The organism is Pontibacter beigongshangensis (assembly GCF_014332515.1).
GTDB classification, from domain to species: Bacteria; Bacteroidota; Bacteroidia; order Cytophagales; family Hymenobacteraceae; genus Pontibacter; species Pontibacter beigongshangensis.
Genome location: NZ_VFSD01000015.1, coordinates 46548 through 67401, shown reverse-complemented (window position 1 = coordinate 67401; position 20854 = coordinate 46548). Strand labels below are relative to the sequence as shown.

Below are 20854 nucleotides of genomic sequence, written 5' to 3'. Positions count from 1 at the left end.
TGTTGCTGGAGGGCCAATTTGATTAGAATAATTTGCTGGCTAATGTGCTAACGGGTTAATGTGTTGATTTTATAATGTTAAGATTTGAAGATGAGGCGTGAAATGCTGCTGCTGTTGCGAGCTGCAGGCTCGCAACAGCAGCAGCATAAACTTCGGGAGGGGCTTTTTTATTGGAATAATTTGCCTGTACTGCCTTTGGCTAAAAGCTACTCAAAGCTGTTCACCAGGCTTTGGTGTAAGGAGCGGGGACTCCAGTAGCCGCTTGCTATAATGCGCCTGATCGTGTAAAGCGGGTCCTGCTCATCTTGCTTCGCAGCCAGCTGAAAGGCTCCTGCCATGCCCCTGCTTTTAAGTTCCGGGATGGCGGCCTCGTTCCAAAGCCCGAACGGATAGGCGAAGTACTTAATCTGGCCGCCTGTAATTTCCTCCAGTTGCCGGGTAGGCTTTTCTACCTGCGTTATCCAATCCTGCTCCTGGTATTTCTTTACGTTCTGGTGGTCCCAGGTGTGGGAGCCGATTACGTGCCCGGCATCTGCCAGCTCCTTTACCTGTGGCCGGCTCATGTAGCGTGGCCTGCCCAGCGATACTGTCATGATAAAGAAGACGCCCTTAAACCCGTGCTTCTGCATTTCAGGAGCGGCGATGGTGTACTGGCTCAGGTTGGTGTCGTCGAAGGTGAGCATGATCGGCCTGGGCGGGAGTGGAGCGCCGGTTGTGAGGTAGGCGAGCAGTTGGTCGGGCAGGATGGTCTGGTAACCACTGTCGGCTAGCATCTGGAGCTGCTCCTGAAACTGGGCAGTGGGTACAATGTATGTTTTAGCTGCTTTTGAGTCGGAGGGTTGCCAGTCTCTGATCTGGTGGTAGCACAGGATGGGCACCTGTTTCCTGGCCAGCATGGTGGTAGCATCGGCTGGGGCAGGGGCCGGACTTGTATCCGTAGTCGTGTCGGTCAGGCTGGTTGCAGGCTCAGGTACAGTTTGCTGCGTTTTTTCTTCCTGATGGCGGCAGGAGGAGGAGCACAGCAGCACAAAGCTTACAACAAGGGCAGCAAGGGTAATTCTCATGCTCATCAACGGTCAGGTTCGCAACTCGGCGCATGCCATATATCTATTCTTTCCAGGCCTTTCCGGTCAGGCAGGTAAAATATTCTGAAGCGGCAGGCAGGTGCAACAGCAGCAGTAACATCTCCGGAGGGCAGTTTTTATTCAAATAATTCCATCTCTTCTTGCTCTGCATCTGTCCGTGTACTTACAGGTTTTTGATCACGTTAAACAAATCAGCGCCCGCCTGTTGCTGCCCCTTGGCTGTGGCATGAAGCCTGTCTTGCGGAATACGGTCGTAGTTTTTGGTTTCGATCAGTTTGATGGTGCGGGCATCGGAGGAGGCGCGTCTGGCTTTGGCTGTGTTTACGGCGCGCCCGTGCGGCATGCTGTCCACGTCTTCAAACACCTTGAAAATGATGCGTTTGGAGTCGGCTAAATAGGCCACCTGGTCCAGCGTGGCGAAAAAGGCGGTTTCGTTCTCACCGTACACCTCCGCCTTTTCCGAGTAAGTGGCGTCGGCCTCGCCCTGCCACCAGCTCACCGACTTAAACTGCGGTGCCTTGCCCATCTTTACAAGTGCTTTGCGTGCCCGCTCGATTTCGCTTTTCGCCTGCGGAAGCAACTCTTTCGACGCCGGGTGCCAATCCTGAATCTCTTTGGATCCGGAGTTAAAAAGCTGCGAATTGCCAAAGCCAACCACCACAAAATAGACTTCCTTTTGCTGATGCTCTTTCAGCAGCTTTGCCGCCGTTACAACTGGCCCGAACATGCCTTCTTCCGACTGGGTATTAACGCCTGCTGTAATTACCTCGAACCTGCCGCTCGCTCTGTTAAAAATATAGCAGCTGTCCTGCGGCTCGCGCAGCTCTTTGGGTAACTGATAGGCATGTGCCACTCCCAGGCTGTTAGACTGTCCCATAATAATATGCACATCCACCTGTTCGCCAGGCCCGGAGGTGTCATCTTTACAGGAAATAAATAGGCAGAGATTTAATGGCAGGAGCAGCTGGTAAATGAAAAAACGGTTCATTTTGAAGTGAGGGTTAAGTAGGGATGGTGATTAAAGTAATATATTTGCTTGTGCAGGAAACGCAAAGCCTAAGATGGATATTATAGTATTTTAAACAGCTTCAGGTAGTTATAACGTAAATAATTCTTTGCTATATATAGTGTCAGGCATATTACGTAGTTTTGCCAATTTATGTTTTAACGCCGGATGCCTGATTCAGGGCATAGTTTTTAAAACACCGGTTCTTTGTTGAAGTCCCGAAATAATAATGTTTGTGTGTTGGAATGGTATAGGCCAAGGTTTGGCTACACAGCGTTACAGGGGCTGTTCTTGTAGGCTGTGGCCATAATTGCCGCGTCCAGGGCTATATTTTTCAGTTTCAACAGAAGGGTGAAACTGGTGAGCGTCCTGGTACCTGGGTTCTGTTTCCTGGGCTTTTACCACTTCGAATTCCAGAAAGATAAGATACTGCCCATAGTTGCAATAGTTGCTGTAACCTGACAGGTTTCTAATAATCTGGCACGATATTTAACCGCTGCCATGGTATCATTAATATGTACTATATGAGATATTTTGTATTTAAAAGTCTGTTTCTGCTGCTGATGGGTATGGCCATTGCCTCCTGTTCGTCCTCGAAGAAGCAACCGGGGAGCTCGGGCCGGGTTATTATTCGGGAAGACGGAAGAAATGCGCGTGTAGGAGGCATTAAAAAAGATAATGGCCTGCATAAAGGCTGGTATAAAAACCCCAACAACCCACATCATCCCAACACAACTAATCCGGGGCACACAAAGAAACAGGCCGTTGGTCATCCAAAAAAGAAAGGACCCGGCAACTCTAAAAAGCATCCGGGCAAATCGAAAGGCAAGAAGTGGTAACCCGCTTTACTTAAAAATTAAGCTCCATAAGACTTACCTTTTTAAGGTCCCGGAAGCTTTTAGCTGCTGTTGCCCGTATAAGCGCATATGGCTGAGCTCAATACAAGATATACCCGCACACCGCATACCGAAAAGCTGAAGTGGGTAGATGGCATTACCAAAATCATGGACAATCAGTTCCGCTTCCCCGGCACGGACTGGCGATTTGGCCTTGACCCGCTGTTAGGTCTTTTTCCAGGGGTAGGAGACATTGCCTCTTTTGCGGTATCGGCTATGCTGATCATGACCATGGCCCGGCATGGTGCCAGCGGCAAACTGGTGACCCTGATGCTGCTCAACAGCGCCATGGATGCTATAATTGGCAGTATCCCCATCCTAGGCAACATCTTCGATTTTGCTTACAAGGCCAATGAGCGCAACGTACAAATGCTGCGCAACCACTACGAGCAAGGTAAGTACCAGGGCAGTGGCAAAGGCATTGTGCTGGGCGTGCTGGTGGCAGTGCTTGTGCTGATAATGCTTATGATCTGGCTCATGTGGCAACTCATAAGCTGGTTTTACCAACTGCTGGCAGGCTACTTATAGCCTGCCCAGCGATTTCGCAATTTCCAGTGCTTTCAGGGCGCTGGCTTCTTTGTCTTTTATCTCCAGCATCAGGTCCATGTCCAGGCCTTCGGTATCTGTCAGGAAATCGTGGAAAAGCTGCTCTTCTATTTGTTGCACGTGCTTGCCTCTGCGTTCGCCGGGTGCCTGAGAGCTATAGTCCATCATCAGGAGGCCATCTTTTTGCTGCCAGGTGCTGGCGGCCATCTGCACGGCTTCGGCCATAGGTTCGCCGTTTCCCAGGCACTCGTGATGAAAATTATCGAAGATGACGGGCATGCCGGTTAGTTCGTGCAGCACCAGGCAGTCCTGCAGGCTGTAGGTGCGGTCGTCGTTCTCTACACACAGGCGGGCTTTAACGGCATCTGGCAACTGGTTGTGGTAAACGTCTGCAAAACGGTCCATAGCCGAAGGTTTGTCGCCATAAGCCCCGCCTCCGTGTATCTGTAGCTTAGCGGTCATATTCAACCCCATCAGATCCAGCACGCTGCCCTGGTATACCAGCTCGGCTATGCTGTTGCGCACGGTTTGCTCGTTCGGGGAGTTCAGCACCACAAACTGGTCGGGGTGCATGGAGATGCGCATGTTATGGCTTTTGATATACTCTCCCAGCCGGCGGAAGGTCATCCGGAAGTGCTCCTGCCAGTTGTAGGTGTTTATGGCATGAGAGGCAAAAGGCACCAGCCCGGAACTAAGCCGGAAAAACAGCAGGCCATGTGCTACATTGTACTCCAGGATGCGCCGCAGGCAGGCCAGGTTCTGCTCCACAATGGCTATGAGCCGCTCCTCGGAGTAGGAGGCAAGCCGGAAGGTTCTGGATGAGGTGCAGTCGAGGCTTTCGTTAATACAGGGGTAACCAATCTTCATAAGGATTCATGTTGCTAAACCCTTAACCTTACGGCAAACCACAATGTTTTGGTATAAGCACAAGTTATTGGAAGCCTGTATTATCCTTAAACAGTTTGTTGTACTCTTCTCTTTCTTTTTGAGCCTCCCGGAAAATCCGCTCCATCTCCAGCTGCATGAGCATCTCCTGCAGTTTAGCGCGCTCCTTGCCTTCTTTAGAGAACATCTCATATAACATAGAGATTGGGCTGTCTATAGAAGGCGCGGCGGCTGGTGGCGGCGGCGGTATATCTACCGGAGGTTTATAGGATGGGTTTTTGACAAAATTAGGGTCGGGGCGCTTCATGTTTCGGATAGCCCGCTCAATCATCTCCTGCGAGGGGCGGTTAGTTACTTCCACCTCCCCCAGCATCACGCTGTCTTCCTGCATCACAATGGTAACCCGTAGCTCCGAAACAGGCAGGTTGCGGGGCAGGTACAGAATCGATTTATAGCCGATGGCCCGTATCAGGAGCGTGTCCTGCGTCTGAATATCGATCAGGAAGGCGCCCGCTTCGTCAGTAACAACGCCAGTCGTGTAGCCTACCCGCTGTATGCTGGCACCCGGAATAGGGGTGCTCTTGTCCGGCTGCAGGATAGTGCCGCTTACCCGTACGCTCTTTTGCGCAGACACGCTTAAGCTGCCCAGCAGCAAAACGATGCAAAACAAATAATGTAAAGGGTGTCGGAGCATGTATGTTCTAAATAAGCCTGCCAGCCAATGCAACAATTTACATGGATTTAATACGCCAAAAATAGCAAAAAAGTATCTCGTCTCTAAACTATTCGGGCTTTTGCCTAGCAATTCTCCTGCCCTGCCGCATAAGCCAGATAAGCAGAGAAAGCCTGCAGCAATAGTAGCTGCAGGCTTTCTGCTAGAAAAAGTAGAATGAAACTGTTTAATTTCTAGGTTTCACGTCTGTTTTATTTGGGTTGTTGTTATTATGCTTGTCTGGGTTCAGCTTGCTGTTGTCAGACGTTTCTACAGTATTTGATACATGATCATACTTGGAGCGGTTTTGTTCAAATTTCTTGAATTGCTCCTCTGTTAAAACTCCTCTCAGGTCTTTGTCAGCATCTTCAATAATGGTGCTTCGCATTTCGGTAAGCTCGGCATTGTTTTCATGCATGGTCTCGCTTTCGGCTGCCATGCCAGTAGCTGTGTTGTCTCTCATCGCCTCTGTAGAAGTGGCATCCAGGTCATTCTCAGCTTCGGTTCCAGCCTGGCCGCCCATTCGGTTGGTTTCGCTTACATTGTAGGAGCCATCAATATCGCTCAGCATTTTGTCGCGTTCATAGAAAATGGAAGCTACGCGGTCTTGTGTCGCTACATCAAGTTTTAGGTCGGAGGCCATTTTTTCGGCTATCTCCTGCGAACGATTCTGGTGGGTCATGTCGGTGTCGGCATCCATGCCTCCCGTGCTGCTCATGCTTTCTGTGCTGCTCAGGCCTTCGTCTTCAAGGCCTCCCAAATGGTTCGGGTCTACATACTCGTTATCGTTAGCATCTGCTACTTCGGTAGATGTTCCTCTGTCTTCGGTACAGGAAGTGGCGAAGAGTATGGAACTCACGAAGAAGATAGAATACAATGTCTTTTTCATAGTGGTACGTGTTTTCTTAACAAATAAAGTAAAGCAACAATATTAAATAAATTGCAATAATTTAATTTGTGCTGCTGTTGATTTTTACGACGTTCTGCCTGATAGGTTTAAGAGTGGTTGTTAAAATAAGAGGCAGGCATTTATAATTATGTTAAGATGTTTGCCTTTTATTAAGTATTTTATATGTATTATATCTTCCTTTTGGAAGCTGGCTTTTGAGGTCGTAACAGTGCTGAGTATTGTTTTATAAAGTAAAGGTTCTTTTATGTAAATTGTACTTTTGCTAAATAAAAGAGGCAGCTCCCTGGCTGCCTCTGCTCCTGAATAATTAAAAAAATCAGGCACTCTTAAGTTCAAACACGGTGATCTCGGGCAGAAAACCCACACGGCCCGGATAGCCCAGAAAGCCAAGGCCGGTATTCACGTACAGGTACTGGCGGCCTCTCTGGTAGAGGCCTGCCCACTGCTTGTACACATATTGCACCGGGCTCCACTTCCATCCCGGAATATTCACGCCAAATTGCATGCCATGGGTATGGCCCGATAAGGTCAGGTCTATGTCGTGGAAGGCTTCGTTAACCTGGCCATCCCAGTGCGATGGGTCGTGGGAGAGGAGTACCTTAAAGGGAATATGTTCCGTGCCCCGGTAAGCCTTGTCCAGGTCGCCGTATTTCGGGAAGCCAGCTCTGTTGCCCCAGTTCTCTACGCCGAGTATGGCTATCTGTTGGCCGTCTTTCTCTATCAGGCGGTTTTCGTTCAGGAGCACTTGCCAACCCATTTGGCCTTGCGCCGAAATCAGCGTTTGCAGGTTGCGCTGCTTTATTTCATTGCTCTCCCACTGCACGTAGTCGCCGTAATCGTGATTGCCCAGCACCGAGAACACACCGGATTTCGCCTTTATATTTTTCAGCGTATCCAGGTGAGCCTCCAGTTCGGTAGCCACGTTGTTTACCAGGTCACCCGTGAAAAACACAAGATCAGCCTCCTGCTTATTTATAAGGTGCACCGCCTCCTTCAGCGGATCGGTGGAGACGAAACTGCCGGCGTGCAGATCTGAAATCTGCAGCATCTTGTAACCATCAAATGCTTTTGGCAGGTTCGGGAACTTTAGCGTTACCCGCTTTACCCTGTAGTCGTAGGCACCTTTTACCATGCCATACACAAAGGCAGAGAACGGAAGCGCAGCCATCACCAAACCCATCTGGCTCAGAAATTTATTTCGGGAGGCATCAAAAGGCGTGTCGCTGCTGGAAGTGTTCCAGACAATTTTTCCGATTCGTATGGCATCGTCGGTAAACAGGAAGAGAATCACGACTAACTTAGAAGCAAATATTCCGAACAGGGTGCTGGCCAGGTACATTTTGCCTGGGCTTACACCGGAGCGGCTGGTGTTGGTGGCCAGCAGAATGGTGGTGATAGTGATGGCGAAAACAGACCAGTAAAGTATGTACAGAATTTTCTGGGTTGTAGGCGTAAGTGCCTGCGAGACCGTTTTTACAGCCTGAAAAACGTACAGATCAACTAAAAACAGAATTAAAAAGATTATTCCTAATGAGAACATGCGTTGCATAGTATGTGTGTTGATAGCCAATTAAATATAAACCCTGGCTATTTCTAAATCGTTGGTAAAGGTTATTGTTTACAATATTAGCATTACTTGCTGCCTATGTTACCATACAGCAGGTAAAAATGCTATACCTCTATGATCAAAATGTGTACCGAATATGGAAGAACGTGTTGATACATCAGATAATTCACTTTACCAGCCATCGCTCAACATAAAAGGCTGGGCCGAAGAAGACAGGCCCCGCGAAAAGCTGCTGCTCAAAGGCAAGGCTGCCCTGAGCGATGCCGAACTGATCGCCATCCTGATCGGCTCCGGCACCCCTAAACTCACTGCCGTAGATGTCGCCAAACTGATACTGGCTGCCGTCAACAACGACCTGAACGAGCTGGCAAAATTATCAGTAAACGACCTCAAAAAACACAAAGGCATAGGAGAGGCAAAGGCCATTGCCATTGTGAGCGCCCTGGAGCTGGGCCGCAGGCGAAAGGAAACGCAGGCAACTGCCAAAACCCGGATTACCTGCTCCACCGACATTTACAACTACATAAAGCCGCAGCTGCTCGACCTGCCCCACGAAGAGTTCTGGATTATCTTGCTGAACCGCGCCAACATTGTAATGCGAAAAGAAGCGATCAGTACAGGAGGAGTAGCCGGTACAGTGGCCGACCCGAAAATTATTTTCAAAAAGGCGCTGGAGCAGCTGGCCAGCTCCGTTATTCTGGTGCACAACCACCCATCGGGCAACCTGAAGCCTAGTGCCGCCGATATTGCGCTCACCAAAAAAATGAAAGAGGCCGGTACACTGTTGGACCTGCCCATCCTCGACCACATCATCTTCACCGACAACGACTACTACAGCTTCGCCGATGAAGGAATTCTGTGATCGTTAAATGGCTGAATGGGTAGACTGCTGAATTGTTAAATTGTTGCTGGTTTGGATAAAGAATATAATTTGAAGTTTAAGCCAGGTAGTTAGGTGTGGCTTTTGAGGCTTATCAGGAAAAATCAGATTATTTGAATAAAAACAGCCCTCCGGAGCCTCTGCTGTTTCTGCTCCTGCTGCAATCCCTCTTAACTCTTAACTTAAAATCAGTCCTCCTCCAGGATTTCCTTTACGCGGCCTACCTCACCTGTTTCCAGGCGCACTTTTATGCCGTGTGGGTGTGTGGGCGAGTTGGTGAGGATGTCTTTTACGTAGCCTTCGGTCAGGTCGCCGGTGCGCTGGTCCTGCTTCATAACGATGGCTACAAACAAGCCCGGTTTTATGTCTGCTCTTCTGGTTCCGTTCATAGGTAGGGTTTTAGCGTGTTTTACGTGATGCTTGAAGAGCAAAGGTACATTTTATCAGCCAGGCTACAGCACAAAGCAACGTTAGTGCGTGTTGGTTTCTGAAGCGGCTGGCATGTTATTTCTGGCGGTAACAATTTTAAGATAGCTCGCCTGCTGGTCTCCGTGCAGTATGGCGGCCCTGAGGGCTGCTTCTCCTTTTGCTGTTACTTTTATGCCTGCCGTTGTGTCGAGCACAAGCGCACCTTTGTGCCGATATAAGGAGAAGGCATAGGCGTTGGTGCTGTTCTGTTCTTTTGCCAGCAGAAAATAAGCCTTGTCGGCCTTCAGAATCTGAAGTTCTTCGAAATAAATGTTTTCTGATGCGGTTGCTGTAGCGTACTTTCTGAAAATGTCTCCCAGGTCGCCGTTGCAGATCTGTAGCTCACCCCGTTTGTTTGTGATTTCGATCAGGTCGTCGTCGGGCGGTAAGGCGAAGAGCTGTTGAGAAGACAAAAGGAGCAGGAGGCAAAACAGGGTGCAGAGGGCTGGCAACTTCATCATTTAAAGTTCTTTACGGGTTGTCCAAGTTAAATTAATACTTTTTAATTTTCAACGTCAGGTTGTTTTCTCTTACTTCAAACACTATGCTGCCTCCTGTCAGGAAAAAGTAAACCAGGTGGCAGGTAAGAGAGAAAGGCGCTCAGGAATACCTGGCAGTGCTGCCGGGTATTCCTGAGCGCCTTATCTTCACTGTTTATATAATATTTTTATATATTTAGAAGCAGGATGCAAAGCAGAAAGTTCAATGAGCAGGAAAAAATTACTATGAAGAGAATATTTAATGTCGGCCTGATAGGTTTCGGACTATCGGGCAGAGTTTTTCAGGCCCCCTTCCTGACGCTGGTAGAAGGTTTTGTGCTGAAAAAAATACGATCCACAAGCGAGGAGAACATTCAAATAGCCAGGGCCAGGTACCCGCAGGCGCAGATTGTGGGGCACGTAAACGACATTTTCCAGGACGAAAGCATAGACCTGGTGATTGTGGCCTCCTCCAGCTACACGCATTTTGAGCTGGCAAAGGAAGCCTTGCTGGCAGGCAAGCATGTGGTGGTCGAGAAGCCTTTTACCACCACCACCGCAGAGGCCGATGAACTGATACAGCTGGCAAAGGACCGGCAAAGAACACTCACCGCCTTCCAGAACCGCCGCTGGGACAGCGATTTTAAAACCGTGAGGAAAGTGATCGAAAGCGGCCTGCTGGGCAACCTGGTGGAGTACGAGGCGCATTTCGACCGCTTCCGGAACTTCCTGAAGCCTAACACCTGGAAAGAGGAGGACCTGCCCGGCTCCGGCATGCTCTACGACCTGGGCTCGCACCTGATAGACCAGGCCCTTTGCCTGTTCGGGCTGCCAAAGGAGCTTTCCTGCGACCTCAGAATACAGCGTGAAGGCGGTAGGGTAATCGATAATTTCAGGCTGGTGCTGCAGTACCCGGCGCTGCGGGTTACCCTGCGGGCGGGCATGCTGGTGCGCGAGGCCGGGCCACGCTACACCCTGCTCGGCGACCAGGGCTCCTTCCTGAAGTTCGGACTCGATGTGCAGGAAGAAACCCTGGTGGCAGGCATCTTACCCACCGACAAACCCGACGAGGAGTGGGGCAAAGAGCCGGAGGAACTGTGGGGCCGCCTCAACACTGACTACAAGGGCATGCACCTGGTCGGAAAAATTGAGAGCGAGCAAGGCCACTACAAAGGCTACTTCCAGAACCTCTATAATGCGCTGATAGGAGAGGAGGAGCTGGAGGTAAAGCCGGAGCAGGCCCGCAACATCATCCGCGTGATAGAACTCGCCATAAAAAGCAGCCAGGAGCAGCGGACGGTGACGTTTGAGTAAATAGGATGGTTGCTGATTGCTTAATTGTTAGATTGCTAAATTGTTGATTTCTCAATTTGAAGATTTGAAGATTTGGAAATGAGTTATCAGAGCAGGCTTAAAAAAACCGCTGGGCGTAGTTTCCGACTACGCCCATTTTATGTCTGGTAGTCTCAGACTACCTTTGCTTCTGTGAAGCAAAATTACGCTTTGCTAATGTTCTAAGATTATTTCTGGTATCACAGTTTTTTCGCTGCTCTGGCAGCGAGGTTAGTCACAGATTAACCATAATAAAAAGGGCGTAGTCGGAAACTACGCCCAGAGAGGAAGAAAAAGTCCTGTGTCTTGTGTCCTGCATCTTGTGTCCTTAAAAAGCAGCAGGAGCAGCAGAACCTCCGGAGGGGCAAAATCATTCAAATAATTTGAGTTGAAAACCCTTCTCCTCTTCAAAAACCACTTTCTCAATCACTCATCCTAAACTCAAAATTATCTTCCCTGCTGCACCTCAAACCTATGCTCTCCCACACCCACGGCACCTTGCCCGGAGGAGCCTTCGCAGGTAGTGATAAAGCTGGTAACATCGTCGGAAGTAAAAAAGCTGAGTTCGGCCCTGCCTGATTCGTCGGTCAGGAGGGTGTGCTGCCAGTGCAGGGTGTTGCGGAAGTCGGGCAGGTTGTGGCGGTCGTCAGGCACGTCGTAGCGGGGTACGTAGAACTCCTGGGCCTTGTAATAGCCTGGTAGTTTAAAGTTGATGGCACCGGGCGTATGGTCGTTGGCAAAGTTGTAGTTGGGGTTGCCCCGCTTGGTAAAGATGGCGATTACGCCGTTGCCGCTATTGGCATACACGGCTCCGTTTGCTCCTTTCAGCACCTCAATGGTTTCCACATCGGCGGGCGAGAGGCTCTGAATGTACTCCAGGTCAACAGGTATGCCATCCAGGACAAATGCAGGTGTGCCGCCACCTCTAATCGACACGCTCATGTTCATGCCCGAGCCGGTAACCTGCACGCCTGCCACCCGCCCCAGCAGGTACTCCAGCACGTTGCCGCGCATAATGCCATCCTCGGCCACATTTATGGTGGCATCTGTAAACTCTTTGGAATGTCGCCTGCGGCTATCAGGTTTTTCTTTCTGAGCTGTTACCTCCACCTGCTGCAGGTTAATGCCACCATTCGCCAGCCTGAAAGACTGCTCGCTTTTGGCCCAGTTGCTGATGCTGCTCAGGTAATCGTGGTCCAGCACCGTGACCTCTTCTGCCGGAAAAAATGCACCGGGAGCGGCCCCGTACACATCCCGCTTTATCAGCAGGTGTTTTCCTCCTTTTGGCGTGCGGGCCTGTATGAACACCTGCAGCGTATCCTGGTGGTCGAAGCCAGTGATGTAGAAGCGGCCATCTTCCCTGGTTTCTGCCATCGAAATGTTAGGAAACGCGCCTTTGGAGGTCTCGCCTCCTTTCAGAATTATGGTGAGGTTGCTGGTGCCAGCCTCTTTTTTCCGGCCAAACTCCTTCTCCACTACCCCGGTAATAGTGATTTGCTGTTCCAGCGGGTACTCCACCTGCGGCTCTTTATCTTGCAGGATGTCGGCCCAGGAGAAGCGGCGCCAGCCCTGGGTCATGAGCAGGAGGTCCAGGTGGTGAAGCGCAGCTGGGTTCGATTTGTTGAAGTAGTAGGCGGGCTGCTCTAGGTGGCCTTTCAGTTCGCTGCTGAGGTGCGCGTAGGTGTACATGTTGTCGTGGTAAGCTCCTGCATTGGCGGCCGTGGTGGCATCGCGCACGGCTACTGAAAAGTTGCCAGCCACGGGAACGCCCTCCGCGTCCTGCACCAGCACCTGCATGGTTACCTTTTCGCGCTGCCCGTACACCTGCTTGTCTGTGGAAACGGTTACCTGCAGCTGCTCCGGCTGGTTAGGAAATACCAGGCGTTCGCAGAGGGGACGGCCCGTGCGGTCGAACAGCGTGAAGTACACCAGGCCGGCCGGAAATCTGCTGGTGGGAATAATAGCCGTGATCTCTTTTCTGGCAGGATCTGGCTTGGCGGCATAGAAGATTTTGCCTTCGGCATGCGCCACCAGAAAGGTGCTGTCGCGCTGGCCACCGAGGGTGCTGGTCAGTTGCAGGGCCAGCTGGTCGTTTGGTATCCTGTTGATGCGCATGACCACACCTTCGGATGCTGCTTCAGGAATCTGGTAAACGGAAGTGGCGCCGTTTTTGTGCCGGATGCGCGCTTCGTAGCTGTTGCCCTGCTGCGGCGTCAGGAGGAGCTGCCCCATGCCCAGGTGCTCGCTTTTAAAATCCGTGACTTTGTTGCCCAGCTGGTCGTAAATGCCACCTTCTACCGCTGTGCCCTTGCCCGAAATATCGATCGCCTTAAACGCCAGCTGCGAAGTAATGCCGTTGACCAATTGACCCGACTCTGGGAAAAACTGCAGGTCGATATTCTGCTGACCCACCGGCAGCCGATAGGTTTTCCGGAACCTGTTTTCACTGGCATCAGCCGTTTCCACCAGCAGGAATGCCTGCGTTTCGCTATTGTCTTTCGGCCTTGGCAGGCTCACCGAATATTCCGCCACGCCTTTGTCGGAGGTCATCAGCACCACGCGCTTCTGCTTTTTTCCATTCACGATCAGGTGGGTGTTGAGCTGCAGGTGCCGGAGCGGCTCAAGAGGGAGCCTGTAAAACTGCAGCGTTGACGTTATGGAGTCGCCGGTGCTGTGGGAGGTGGTTCGGAAAGAGATGCCTGCTTTTACTTCGCTCAGGCTGGGGCTCACGATTTTTATTTCCCTTGAAAAAAAGTAGTCGGGACTGAAATTGCGCATCCAGCTGGTGTAGGCACGCAGCTGGTAAGTGCCTTCTGTCAGCGTGTCGGGTAATTGAATGTCGCCGTGGGCTGTGCCCTGGGTTGCTTTCAGCTGCCGTGTCAGCACCACCTGGCTGGCAGGGCTTACCAGGTCTACATACAGTATTTTACTCAGGGTGTCTACTGCCGCCCCGGGGCCAACGGTAAGGTAGGCTTTAAACCAGATGGTCTCGCCAAGGCTGTACAGGTGCTTATCGTGATGCAGGTACACCTTCTCCTGCGGATATCTGGCATAGAACTCATAGAGTTTAAAAGCGATAGTCGTGAAGAGGTTATCCCTGACAGGTACGGGTTTAAAAGCGAATGCAAGAACCGCAACAGTTAGCAGCAGTACAAGGGTTTTCAGTTTCTTCATGGAGGATCAAAGGCATTTGAAACGGGCCCCCTGCTGGCAAGTAAGTTGGGAGCTGGCCTTTCAGCTGTAAAGTAAACCGATTTGCTGAATTTTAGAAAAATTATCAGAAAAGAAAGGTGCATTGGGGCGGCATCAGCAGTAGTTAAACCCTTGGAGGGGCCAGTCTGCTTAGGAGCACTTCCAGACTTTTTAGTCCGGAAGTGCAACATGTCCTAATTAATCCGTTGGAAGAGGACCTCATTTATTTTAAGAGCAGAGCAAAGTCCGGCAGCTGAAATATACCATTAATCATCTAATAAGAGCCGCCGCCGCCGGCGCAGCAGAGGCTCCGGAGGGCATTTTTTATTAGAATAATTCAGAAAACCGGCTCTTACATCTCCGACACATGCAGGCTGCGGAGCATCGATGTTTTTTTGTTCTGGTGTTCCTGCATCCGTTTCAGAATATCGTCCAGCATCTCGATGGCTTGGATCACGTAGGGTCCTTTGTTGAGCATTACGCAGTCGGCGCGCTGCGACATGGCCGCGTCTGTGATCTCGGCGCGCGACGGGCGGCCTTTTTTGGCCAGGTTCTCCAGCACCTGTGTAGCCCACACCACCGGCATGTGCGCCGCCTCGCAGAGCCACAGGATCTCTTCCTGCACCTCGGCCAGCCGTTGCCAGCCGCACTCCACGGCCAGGTCGCCACGGGCTATCATGATGCCGGTCGGGTAGCTCTTCATGGCCGACAGCAGCAGGCGCGGCAGGTTGGTGAACCCTTCCTTTGTCTCGATCTTCAGCATCACGGCTACATCCGTGGCATTCAGCCGGCTCAGTTCTGCCTGCACGGCCTCCACCGTAGATGTGTCATTGACGAACGATAAGTTGACGATGTCGGCATGGCGGGCAATAAAAGCCAGGTCCTGTTTGTCTTTCTCCGTGAGTTCGTTGAGGTGGAGCTTGCTTTCGGGCAGGTTAATGCCTTTGTCGGCTACCAGTTTGCTTCCTTTTGGATTGGCATAGGTGATCTTGATCAGCAGCGAGCTTTTGGTCACTTTCTTTACAACACCCTCAATCTTGCCATCATCAAACAAAATAGGGTCGCCTGCTTTGGCCTGCGCAAATACCTCTGGGAAGGTGCAGGACACATGGGCTGGTTTTATGACATGTCCGGAGGCATCGTACTGCGCGGGGTTGCCGGGTATGGGGTCGCGGGTAAGCTCCAGAAAATCACCTTTCTTTAGCATAATGGGCAGCTCCATAGCGGGCAGGTCGCCCACCTCAGCGGTCTTTTCGGTAGCTGTGCTGTTATCCAGGCTGAGTTGCGTGCCGGTATCTACGTAGGAGGTCTTGTAGAGGTGCGCCAGCACCCCGTTGTGCTCTTTCCGGACAATGCTCAGCCGCCGCTTTCTGCCCCGGGTGTCCTGGAAACGCAGTTCGTCGCCCACCTGGAGCTGGGCCAGCCAGGCGGCAGCGACAGGCAGGGTTGCGTCTGAGCGAGAGGGCGGCGGCGTGCCGGCCGGAGCCAGCCAAATGGTGGCCGGAGAGCTTATCTTTCCTTGCAGGTCCTGCACCGGCTGGATTACGCGCAGGCGTGGGCCGGGTTGCAGCGGACCGGTACGGATCTTGGGGCCAGCCAGGTCCATCAGGATTTTGCAGGGTATGCCCAGCTCTTTTTCTGCCTTTCGGATACTCGCTATCATGGCGGCCCAAGTGGTCTCGTCGTCGTGGGCGCAGTTAATGCGGGCACAGTTCATGCCAGCCATCAGCAGGCGGTCTATAAGCTTGTGGTTGGTTATAAACTCGTTGGCGAAGGTAACCATGATGCGCGTGTGCCGGTGGGCCGGCTTTGGGCCAAGCATATTATGCGTGTGCTGTGCCAACAGGTTTTTGCTTTCCTGAAACGTAACAGGTATGTCCCATGGCTCCTGCGCAGTAGCCTGCTGCATGTGACACAGCCGGTTGCGCACCGCCTGCAGGTTGGCCAGCACATGCCCCTCCGCACGCCCCAGCGACGAAAGTCCCATCTCGGCCAGGCTCTCCTGCAGTTCCCGGATATCGTGCTGGCGCAGCGAGAGGTAGTGCAGCAGGTTGCGCGCACTCTGCCGGAACGACTCGTGGGTCTGCTCTACAATGGAGGAGAATTTATGCTCCAGCTGTATGGCGTCGTGGTGCAGTGTATCGATCTGCTGCAACATTTTTGCCAGCTTTTCCTTGTCTGGTTCCATAATGGAGGTAGTGGATACTTCGTCAGATCCCGGTAACGCCTGTGGCGCCTGCTTGGCCTGAAGGGTATTGTCCAGATTTGGTGCTGGCTGGTTGTTAGAGCGGTCTTTTTGCATTATAAGGAGTTAAATTAGATCGTGTATGAAGCAGGCGCAGCCGTGGCTTAAAATTGTGAGCCGGCTCTTCCGAACAGGGGTGGCGCGCCAGGTAAACCAGAAAATAAGCATAATAAATGGATTTAGCAAAGATTGAGGGCAGTATAAAGTAAAAGTGCGAATAAGGCGTAAAGCGGCTCCGGCTTGCCAGCCACGGCTACTACTATATGTGCCGTGTTACCATTCTGGAAAGGCGGAATGCCAAAGCGGTTAAAGCAGGCAATAAGAGAAAAAGCGCCTCCGGAAGGGCATTTTCATTAGAATAATTGGTTGTTGATTGTTAGTTGCTGATTGTTAAATTGTTTAATGGTTGATTTGGAGATTTGAAGATGAACCGGAAAACACAACTTAACTCATAACGCTTAACTTCATCAAGTCTAAAATCTGTAATCTGGTATCTAGTATCTAAAAAAGTCTTCGGAAGGCTGTTTTCATTCTAATAATTCAGAAGCTGCACCGGACGCCGCCAGGCAGGAACCAGACCATCTACAAGCAGCTTTCCAGACACGCACCGAAACAACCTTGCGCGAAAGCACTTTAACTCTCCAAAAATTTCCGAACTTTGCAGGATAACCATTTTTACGCATGAAACGACCATTCAGGCTGGTAATACTGGCAGGCATCTTACTGGTGCTGTTTTACTTTGTAAGAGAATCGTTCTTCAACGACGACAATTATATCAAGCCGCTGCTGAAAGAGCGCGAAGACAAGGACCTGACCTTCAGGAGTCGCGACAATACGCCTTTCGAAAGCGAAGACCGGCAGAAGTTCCGGAACCTGGTGTACTACGAGCCGAACACTGCTTACCGCATTAAGGCCGATGTGAAGCGCCTCGAAAAGCAGGATACGCTGCACATGCCTCTGACCGACGGCAACACCGAAGCCTACCTGCGCTACGCCATCGCTACGTTTAAGCTAGAGGGGCAACCGCAGCAACTCACGCTTTATAAGAAAATAGCCAAAGGCGAAGAGGAAGAAACCTTCTTTGTGCCCTTCACCGACAAAACCAATGGTTTCGATACCTACGGCGGCGGCCGCTACCTGGATATCCCCTTCAAAGAAGACCCCAAAACCGTGCTGCTCGACTTTAACCGTGCCTACAGCCCTTTCTGCGCCTACAACCCCGAGTACGTGTGCCCCGTGCCTCCGCGCGACAACCACCTGCCCGTAGCCATTCCGGCCGGCGAGAAAACGTACGAGCACAAAGAGTAGCTAGAGGCTAGGTAGTAGCTGTTAGACAAAAGAAATATAACCTAGGGAGTCACTTTGGTTCTTCTGCTTATCAAAACTTTGTGTCCAGAAAAATCTAAAATCAAACATCTAATATCTACCTTCTAAAAAAGTGTTAATTTTGAAAACTGGTGGCTTCTGAGGCGGGGCTGCACTTTTAACAACCATACAGAACAACATGCTGATTTCATTAGACTGGCTTAAACAACTTATACATATAACTAAACCTGCTGAGGAAGTAGGCGAGCTGCTCACAGGCGCAGGCCTGGAGGTAGAAAGCATCCATACGTTCGAGGCAGTGCAAGGTGGCCTGGCAGGAATCGTGATAGGAGAGGTGCTCACCTGCGAGCGACACCCCGATGCCGACCGCCTGAGCATAACTACGGTAGATATTGGCGCAGAAGCTCCTGCCAATATTGTATGCGGTGCGCCCAACGTGGCCGCTGGCCAGAAAGTAGTGGTGGCTACCGTAAACAGTACACTTTACCCGGCTGGTGGCGAGCCATTCAAAATAAAGAAATCCAAAATCCGGGGAGCGGCCTCCGAAGGCATGATCTGTGCCGAAGACGAAATCGGTCTGGGCACTTCACATGCCGGCATCATAGTGCTCGATACCGACTTGCCAAACGGCACACCGGCCGCCGAGTACTTCGGGCTTAGCTCCGACCAGGTATATGAGATTGGCTTAACACCAAACCGTGCCGATGCCGCCTCGCATTACGGCGTGGCCCGCGACCTGCAGGCGGTGCTAAAAGTGCCCGTGCAACTGCCCGATGTAAGCGCGTTTGCCGTTGCCAATACCAGCCGCCCGATTGCCGTGGAGGTGGAGAACATCGAAGCCTGCCCACGCTACGCCGGCGTAACGGTGAGCGGACTGAAAGTAGGCCCCTCGCCGGAGTGGCTGCAGAAGCGGTTGCGGTCCATTGGCTTGTCGCCGATCAACAACGTGGTGGATGTAACCAACTACGTGCTGCACGAGCTGGGTCAGCCACTGCACGCCTTCGATGCCGCTAAAATTTCGGGCGATAAGATCGTGGTGAAGAACCTGGCAGAAGGCAGCACCTTTGTGACGCTGGACGGCGTGGAACGGAAACTCAGAGCCACCGACCTGATGATCTGCAACGCAGCGGAGCCGATGGCCATTGGTGGTGTGTTCGGTGGAAAAGCATCGGGCGTATCAGAAGAAACAACTTCTATTTTCATCGAAAGCGCCTACTTTTCGCCAGACACCGTGCGCCGCACTGGCCAAGCGCACGGCCTGAAAACCGACTCTTCGTTCCGTTTCGAGCGTGGCACCGATCCGAACATGGTGCTTTATGCTCTGAAGCGCGCGGCCCTGCTGGTGCAGGAAGTGGCAGGCGGAGAAGTATCATCCGAGATCGTAGACGTGTACCCGAACCCGATCGAGCACACCAGCCTCAGCCTGAGCATTGACCGCACGCACCGCCTGATCGGCAAGGAAATAGGTGCAGCGCGAATCAAGGAGATTATCACAGATTTAGGGATAGAGGTAACCGCCGAAACTGAAGCGCACCTGGAGCTGTCGGTGCCGCCATTTAAGGTGGACGTGAAGCGGGAGGCCGATGTGGTGGAGGAAGTGCTACGTATCTATGGCTTCAACAACATCGAGGTGAGCGAGCACATGTCGGCCTCGTTTCTGGCCAGTTTCCCGAAACCGAACCCGGAAGAAATTACGCAAACCATTCTGAATTATATTGCTGATAATGGTTTCCGGGAGATCATCACTAACTCCATTACCAACTCTCGCTACTACAATGAGGCGGAGCAGGAGAGCCTGGTGCGGGTGCTGAACTATAACAGCGAGGACCTGGACGCCCTGCGCCTTACGCTGGTGTACTCCGGTCTGGAGGTGCTGCGCCGCAACATCAACCGCCGTCAGAAAGACCTGAAAATGTTCGAACTTGGCAAAACATACGAGCAGGCAGAGGGCAGGCACAAAGAAAGCACCAAACTGGCCCTGTTCATGACCGGCAACAGCAGCGCCGAAAGCTGGAAGCAGCCAACTGCCAAAGTGGCTTTCCACGACCTGGCAGGGCTGGTGCAGAATGTGCTCACCAAGCTTAACGCTGGCAACTTTACGGTGCAGCCGCTGCCGGAGAACAAGCTCATGCGCCAAGGCGTCGCCTACACCAAAAACGATACCGTGATAGCGCAGATCGGACTGCTGGAAACCAGTGTAACCAGGCAGGTGGAGGTAAAGGAGCCGGTATGGTACGCGGAGCTGAACTGGGAGTACCTCCTGAAGAAGTACCGCAGCAACCTGGTGGCCGAGGAGTTGCCGAAATTCCCGGAAGTACGCCGCGACCTGTCGCTGGTGCTCGACAAGCAGGTAACCTTTGACCAGGTGAAGCAGATTGCGCTGCGTACCGAGCGAAAGCTGCTGCAAGACGTAAACGTGTTCGATGTGTACGAGGGCGACAAGATCGAGGCAGGCAAAAAAGCCTACGCCATCAGCTTCACCCTCCTCGACAAGCAGCAAACCCTCACCGACAAGGTAATAGACAGCACCATGAACCGCCTGATGCAGCAACTGGAGAAACAACTGGGGGCATTTATCAGGAAGTAGGAAGTATGAATCAACCTGTATGGTTTCTTGTTAACTCAATATGGAAAGCTTAGTTTAACTAAAATCTTTTGACATGGCTACACAAATTCAATACATAACCGATCAAAACGGACAAAAAAAATCTGTAATTGTGCCTGTGAAGCAATGGGAAGAGATAAACCAACGGTACGAAAAGCTTTCGAATAAGGTGAGGATACTTACTGGTGTTACAGAAGCCATCAAAGAGGTAAAGCAGGTACGCAAAACAGGGAAAGAAATGCAAACTTTAGCTGACTTTCTGAATGAAAGTAGAGATTAGAGTTACAAAAAATTTCAAAAAGGAAGCAAAGCCGCTACTTAAGAAGTATTCCTCTCTCCATAGCGAACTTAATAAGCTTGAGGAAGAACTCACTTCAACTCCTAAAATGGGGATTCCTTTAGGAAATAATACCTATAAGATTAGACTTTCCATTAAAAGTAAAAGTAAAGGGAAAGGTAAAAGCGGTGGTGCCAGAGTGATAACGCTGGTTGAAAGTGAGCTCATCGGAATTGTAGAGCACACAGACGAACTTGTTATTATTAGCTTGCTCACAATTTATGATAAATCTGAAACAGAATCTATTAGCTACAAAGAACTAAGAGAGTTAATTAAAAATAGTGACTTAAGCTAATTTTCAATTCTGGTAGCACCAGCAAAAGCAGCGATACCTGCAGCATACAAAAACGATTGCAAGAAATATAAGAAATAATGTTACCTTT

The 20854-nt window shown here is 51.1% G+C and carries 18 protein-coding genes; 8 read left to right on the top strand and 10 right to left on the bottom strand.

The window, feature by feature from the left end:
• Positions 1-206: 206 nt before the first annotated feature.
• Both FJM74_RS13235 and FJM74_RS13230 read right to left on the bottom strand, forming a co-directional pair.
• Positions 207-1070: a polysaccharide deacetylase family protein gene (locus FJM74_RS13235; RefSeq protein ID WP_206684041.1), complete on the bottom strand. Its 864-nt coding sequence runs from the start codon at positions 1068-1070 to the stop codon at positions 207-209.
• Positions 1071-1248: 178 nt separating this feature from the next.
• On the bottom strand, positions 1249-2073 hold the full coding sequence (locus FJM74_RS13230; RefSeq protein WP_187263088.1) for a sialate O-acetylesterase: 825 nt from the start codon (positions 2071-2073) through the stop codon (positions 1249-1251).
• 542 nt (positions 2074-2615) lie between these two features.
• Between FJM74_RS13230 and FJM74_RS13225 the strand changes: the two genes are divergently transcribed.
• Complete coding sequence (locus FJM74_RS13225) at positions 2616-2930, top strand: hypothetical protein (RefSeq protein WP_241739136.1); 315 nt, start codon at positions 2616-2618, stop codon at positions 2928-2930.
• 87 nt (positions 2931-3017) lie between these two features.
• Positions 3018-3515, top strand: a complete 498-nt coding sequence (locus FJM74_RS13220) for a DUF4112 domain-containing protein (protein WP_187263087.1) — start codon at positions 3018-3020, stop codon at positions 3513-3515.
• Here FJM74_RS13220 and uvsE read toward each other — a convergent pair.
• The 4 genes from uvsE to FJM74_RS13200 all read right to left on the bottom strand — a co-directional run bounded on the left by uvsE (position 3510) and on the right by FJM74_RS13200 (position 7580).
• Complete coding sequence (gene uvsE / locus FJM74_RS13215) at positions 3510-4400, bottom strand: UV DNA damage repair endonuclease UvsE (protein WP_187263086.1); 891 nt, start codon at positions 4398-4400, stop codon at positions 3510-3512. The genes FJM74_RS13220 and uvsE overlap by 6 nt on opposite strands.
• Before the next feature lie 64 nt (positions 4401-4464).
• Complete coding sequence (locus FJM74_RS13210) at positions 4465-5112, bottom strand: carboxypeptidase-like regulatory domain-containing protein (RefSeq protein ID WP_187263085.1); 648 nt, start codon at positions 5110-5112, stop codon at positions 4465-4467.
• Positions 5113-5317: 205 nt separating this feature from the next.
• On the bottom strand, positions 5318-6019 hold the full coding sequence (locus FJM74_RS13205; protein ID WP_187263084.1) for a hypothetical protein: 702 nt from the start codon (positions 6017-6019) through the stop codon (positions 5318-5320).
• Positions 6020-6356: 337 nt separating this feature from the next.
• The gene (locus tag FJM74_RS13200; protein ID WP_241739134.1) at positions 6357-7580 is read right to left on the bottom strand and encodes a metallophosphoesterase; all 1224 of its coding nucleotides are present in this window, start codon (positions 7578-7580) and stop codon (positions 6357-6359) included.
• A 163-nt stretch (positions 7581-7743) separates the two neighbouring features.
• Here FJM74_RS13200 and radC point away from each other — a divergent pair, with 163 nt between their 5' ends.
• Entirely contained in the window at positions 7744-8469 is a 726-nt protein-coding gene (gene radC / locus FJM74_RS13195) for a RadC family protein (RefSeq protein ID WP_187263082.1), read from the top strand.
• A gap of 206 nt (positions 8470-8675) precedes the next feature.
• Here radC and FJM74_RS13190 read toward each other — a convergent pair whose 3' ends face one another.
• The gene (locus FJM74_RS13190) at positions 8676-8876 is read right to left on the bottom strand and encodes a YwbE family protein (RefSeq protein ID WP_187263081.1); all 201 of its coding nucleotides are present in this window, start codon (positions 8874-8876) and stop codon (positions 8676-8678) included.
• Between the two features lie 81 nt (positions 8877-8957).
• Positions 8958-9416 (bottom strand): hypothetical protein, encoded by a 459-nt coding sequence (locus FJM74_RS13185; RefSeq protein ID WP_187263080.1) that lies wholly within the window; start codon positions 9414-9416, stop codon positions 8958-8960.
• Between the two features lie 264 nt (positions 9417-9680).
• Here FJM74_RS13185 and FJM74_RS13180 point away from each other — a divergent pair, with 264 nt between their 5' ends.
• Positions 9681-10748 carry a Gfo/Idh/MocA family oxidoreductase gene (locus tag FJM74_RS13180; protein ID WP_187263079.1) on the top strand — a complete coding sequence of 356 codons (1068 nt, stop codon included), beginning with the start codon at positions 9681-9683 and terminating at the stop codon, positions 10746-10748.
• A 465-nt stretch (positions 10749-11213) separates the two neighbouring features.
• On the opposite strand, the gene FJM74_RS13175 is transcribed toward FJM74_RS13180, so the two are convergent.
• Positions 11214-13940, bottom strand: coding sequence for a TonB-dependent receptor plug domain-containing protein (locus tag FJM74_RS13175; RefSeq protein WP_187263078.1), 2727 nt, complete (start codon positions 13938-13940; stop codon positions 11214-11216).
• Between the two features lie 370 nt (positions 13941-14310).
• The gene (locus FJM74_RS13170; RefSeq protein ID WP_187263077.1) at positions 14311-16260 is read right to left on the bottom strand and encodes a pyruvate kinase; all 1950 of its coding nucleotides are present in this window, start codon (positions 16258-16260) and stop codon (positions 14311-14313) included.
• A 624-nt stretch (positions 16261-16884) separates the two neighbouring features.
• Here FJM74_RS13170 and FJM74_RS13165 point away from each other — a divergent pair.
• The 4 genes from FJM74_RS13165 (at position 16885) to FJM74_RS13150 (ending at position 20766) form a co-directional block, all read left to right on the top strand.
• Positions 16885-17511 carry a DUF1684 domain-containing protein gene (locus tag FJM74_RS13165; RefSeq protein WP_187263076.1) on the top strand — a complete coding sequence of 209 codons (627 nt, stop codon included), beginning with the start codon at positions 16885-16887 and terminating at the stop codon, positions 17509-17511.
• Between the two features lie 196 nt (positions 17512-17707).
• On the top strand, positions 17708-20116 hold the full coding sequence (pheT, locus tag FJM74_RS13160; RefSeq protein ID WP_187263075.1) for a phenylalanine--tRNA ligase subunit beta: 2409 nt from the start codon (positions 17708-17710) through the stop codon (positions 20114-20116).
• Positions 20117-20189: 73 nt separating this feature from the next.
• Positions 20190-20414, top strand: coding sequence for a hypothetical protein (locus FJM74_RS13155; RefSeq protein ID WP_187263074.1), 225 nt, complete (start codon positions 20190-20192; stop codon positions 20412-20414).
• Positions 20398-20766, top strand: a complete 369-nt coding sequence (locus tag FJM74_RS13150; RefSeq protein ID WP_187263073.1) for a hypothetical protein — start codon at positions 20398-20400, stop codon at positions 20764-20766. The genes FJM74_RS13155 and FJM74_RS13150 overlap by 17 nt, the downstream gene beginning before the upstream one ends.
• Positions 20767-20854: the final 88 nt, after the last annotated feature.

Coding starts and splice junctions, on each gene's coding strand:
- FJM74_RS13235 (WP_206684041.1), bottom strand. CDS start 1,070: ATGAGCATGAGAATTACCCTTGCTGCCCTTGTTGTAAGCTTTGTGCTG.
- FJM74_RS13230 (WP_187263088.1), bottom strand. CDS start 2,073: ATGAACCGTTTTTTCATTTACCAGCTGCTCCTGCCATTAAATCTCTGC.
- FJM74_RS13225 (WP_241739136.1), top strand. CDS start 2,616: ATGAGATATTTTGTATTTAAAAGTCTGTTTCTGCTGCTGATGGGTATG.
- FJM74_RS13220 (WP_187263087.1), top strand. CDS start 3,018: ATGGCTGAGCTCAATACAAGATATACCCGCACACCGCATACCGAAAAG.
- uvsE (WP_187263086.1), bottom strand. CDS start 4,400: ATGAAGATTGGTTACCCCTGTATTAACGAAAGCCTCGACTGCACCTCA.
- FJM74_RS13210 (WP_187263085.1), bottom strand. CDS start 5,112: ATGCTCCGACACCCTTTACATTATTTGTTTTGCATCGTTTTGCTGCTG.
- FJM74_RS13205 (WP_187263084.1), bottom strand. CDS start 6,019: ATGAAAAAGACATTGTATTCTATCTTCTTCGTGAGTTCCATACTCTTC.
- FJM74_RS13200 (WP_241739134.1), bottom strand. CDS start 7,580: ATGTTCTCATTAGGAATAATCTTTTTAATTCTGTTTTTAGTTGATCTG.
- radC (WP_187263082.1), top strand. CDS start 7,744: ATGGAAGAACGTGTTGATACATCAGATAATTCACTTTACCAGCCATCG.
- FJM74_RS13190 (WP_187263081.1), bottom strand. CDS start 8,876: ATGAACGGAACCAGAAGAGCAGACATAAAACCGGGCTTGTTTGTAGCC.
- FJM74_RS13185 (WP_187263080.1), bottom strand. CDS start 9,416: ATGATGAAGTTGCCAGCCCTCTGCACCCTGTTTTGCCTCCTGCTCCTT.
- FJM74_RS13180 (WP_187263079.1), top strand. CDS start 9,681: ATGAAGAGAATATTTAATGTCGGCCTGATAGGTTTCGGACTATCGGGC.
- FJM74_RS13175 (WP_187263078.1), bottom strand. CDS start 13,940: ATGAAGAAACTGAAAACCCTTGTACTGCTGCTAACTGTTGCGGTTCTT.
- FJM74_RS13170 (WP_187263077.1), bottom strand. CDS start 16,260: ATGCAAAAAGACCGCTCTAACAACCAGCCAGCACCAAATCTGGACAAT.
- FJM74_RS13165 (WP_187263076.1), top strand. CDS start 16,885: ATGAAACGACCATTCAGGCTGGTAATACTGGCAGGCATCTTACTGGTG.
- pheT (WP_187263075.1), top strand. CDS start 17,708: ATGCTGATTTCATTAGACTGGCTTAAACAACTTATACATATAACTAAA.
- FJM74_RS13155 (WP_187263074.1), top strand. CDS start 20,190: ATGGCTACACAAATTCAATACATAACCGATCAAAACGGACAAAAAAAA.
- FJM74_RS13150 (WP_187263073.1), top strand. CDS start 20,398: ATGAAAGTAGAGATTAGAGTTACAAAAAATTTCAAAAAGGAAGCAAAG.